The sequence below is a fragment of the Neisseria sp. P0021.S005 genome (genome assembly GCF_051956955.1).
In genome coordinates this window covers 1-2,668 of record NZ_JBQCWY010000413.1, presented here as the reverse complement: position 1 = coordinate 2,668, position 2,668 = coordinate 1, and the positions used below count along the sequence as shown (strand labels likewise).

The 2,668-nt window shown below is 54.9% G+C and carries 3 protein-coding genes; all 3 read right to left on the bottom strand.

The window, feature by feature from the left end:
- Positions 1–604: FecCD family ABC transporter permease (locus tag ACTHUE_RS14940; RefSeq protein WP_440398601.1), on the bottom strand; the 604-nt coding region annotated here is incomplete at its 3' end.
- A gap of 139 nt (positions 605–743) precedes the next feature.
- Complete coding sequence (locus ACTHUE_RS14935) at positions 744–1,535, bottom strand: heme/hemin ABC transporter substrate-binding protein (RefSeq protein WP_440423893.1); 792 nt, start codon at positions 1,533–1,535, stop codon at positions 744–746.
- A gap of 72 nt (positions 1,536–1,607) precedes the next feature.
- Positions 1,608–2,668 (bottom strand): TonB-dependent receptor domain-containing protein (locus ACTHUE_RS14930; RefSeq protein WP_440423892.1); only part of this gene is annotated, 1,061 nt, incomplete at its 5' end.

Sequence of the window (2,668 nt, the reverse complement as noted above, 5' to 3'; positions counted from 1 at the left end):
CCGTCATCAAAACGTCCAGCCGCCTGCCTGCCGACAGCAAAATCAGAAAACCGGGCAACATGACCGCGATTGCCGCGACAGGCGATGAGAAACCGGCTTCGGCAAGGCTGCCCGACAGCCATGTGGTTGCACTGCGCAATACCAAATCGTCAGATAAAAACAAAATCATGCTGACCACCGCGCCCGAAAACGCACTCAACACAAAACCCAACACCAGCAATCCCAAAGTACCGCCGCCGAGCAGTTTGTGCACTGCCAAAATCAGCAGGCACACACCCAATGCACCAAGAAAAGCCGCCGCCGGCACACCCATTGCGCCGCCGCCCAAAGCCAATAACACAATCACGCCCAAGGCTGCCCCGCCCGACGTTCCAATCAAACTTGGATCGGCCAGCGGGTTCTCAAATAAAGCCTGCAATGCTGCGCCCGAAGCGGACAAACCGGCTCCGACCAAAAGCGCAGTATAGATGCGCGGTAAACGAATTTGGCGAACGGTTTCATCCATCGCCAGCGGCGACTCCCACGCGCCAAAACCGATGCCGCAGCACAAATAAACGGCGGCGGCAGTCAGCAACAGGCAAAGGGTAAGGATATGCGGTTTCATGACATCATGCGGTTTAATCGGATTAGGGGACGGTTTCAGACGGCATTTTTAAGACAGCCGTTTTGCTTCCTCAACAAGAAGGAACACATCAAGGCCGTCTGAAAACAAAAATCGGGCAGGATTTTCAAAACAGGCGCGTTTATTTCGCCAAACCGTGCAAACGCTGAATCACTTGCGGCGTATCCAGCCCGTAACGGAACATATCGTTGGCCTTCCACAAATAAATCTTGCCGTTTTTCGCGGCAGGCGAGCCAGCGATTTCGGGACGTGCGGCAAAGGTTTTGACGTTGCCTATCATGGCAGTGTTGTGGTCGGCGATAATGATGATGTCGGGTTTGGCCGCAATCCATGCCTCACGCGTCATCGGTTTGAGGCCGTCAATGGCTGCTGCGGCATTGATACCGCCGGCGCGGCGGATGATTTCGTCGGCAGCCGTATTCTTGCCCGATACGATGCGTCCGTCGTAGCTGAAGAGGTAGCGTTTGCCGCTGAAAGGCTGCTGTTTCATATCCGCCTGCCACTTGCTTGCCAACTTGTCCGCCTGTGCGCTTTTGCCGATAAGCTGACCGATGTTGCGGATACTTTGCGGATAGGCGGCGATGCTGTCGTCGGGTGCAACATTGACGGCTTTAATGCCTGCTTTTTGCAGGTGGGCAAAAATATCGGCAGGCTGCGCCATCCATGAACCGATGGCAATGTCGGGTTTGGCGGCCACAATCGGCTCAACCGTCAGGCGGCGATGAATGCCGATACTGGGCTTGTTTTTCAACGCCGGATTTTGAACGGTCTGATCGCGGCCGACGATCTCGTCCAATGCGCCGAGCGCGGCAACAATGTCTGCCGTATCGGGGGTTAACACGACGATGCGTTGCGCGTGTGCAGTGCCGGCCAACGAAATAAGCGCGGAAAGCAGGAGGAGTTTGAGTTTCATTGATTTTCCTTGTCGAATGCTTTCAGACGGCCTGCTCGCTTTCTCAGGCCGTCTGAAAACGGTTGAATCACATTAGAACTTCAGTTGTACGGTTGCGGCGAAATTGCGGCCGCTTTCGGTGTACAAGTCCATCACACTGGTACGGCTCATGCCGGAAACGTCTGCGTGCTGCCAGTATTTTTTGTTGCCGACGTTGTAGATGTTTGCGCCGATTTCAAGGTTTTTAAACGGTTTATACCACGCGCCGATATCCCATACGCCATAACCCGGCGCTTGGAAAACAGTGTCGCTGCTGACGCGGCTGTGTTTTTTCGACCAGCGCAGCTTGGTGCCGATACCCCATTTTTCCTGCGTGTAATCCAAGCCCAAAACGCCGTTGAGTGGATAAGCGGAATCCAACGGTTTGCCGTCCTGCTGCTCACCGCGCATCCAAGCGATACTGCCGGAGACTTGCCAGCCCGGCAGGAATTTGTAGGCGGCAGAAGCTTCGGCACCGTAGGTTTTGACGTGATCAAGGTTTTGATATTGGTACTGGATAATCGGGCGTCTGCCAACGGTGGAAGTACCGATTTCAGTGCGGTTGATGAAGTTGCGGTAACGGTTGTAGAACGCGGTCACTTGCACACGGGCGCGTTCGTTTTTGAACTTCATCCCCAATTCAAAGCTGTTGGAGCGTTCGGATTTGAGGTTGGCATTAGGAATGACGGCATAGCCGTAGGTTGTGTTGGCAAACGCCATGGTCGCGCTGTCAAACGGTGGCGTGCGGAAGCCTTGGGAATAAGTAGCAAAACCGGTGAACTGCTCGCCCATCGGTACGCTCAGGCGCAGACTGGGCGTGAGCGCGGAATCGCTGAAGCGCGTCGCTGTTCCGCTGGGGTTGGCATTGAGATAGGCTTGGTCGGTCGAAGTGTTCAGCTTGTCTTTTTCGTAACGCAGGGCCGGGGTCAGGACGATGCCGTTGCCGAAAGTCAGGCTGTCTTGTGCGTAAACGCTAAACGTTTTGCGTTTGCTGTCGGGGAAAGTTTTATTCGGATAGGTGCTGCCTGCATAAACTTTGCTGACGGCACCGGTCAGATTGTCCACTGTCAGGCTGTCGCGCGGACGGGCGGTCTCGGTGTGTTTGTATTCGGCGC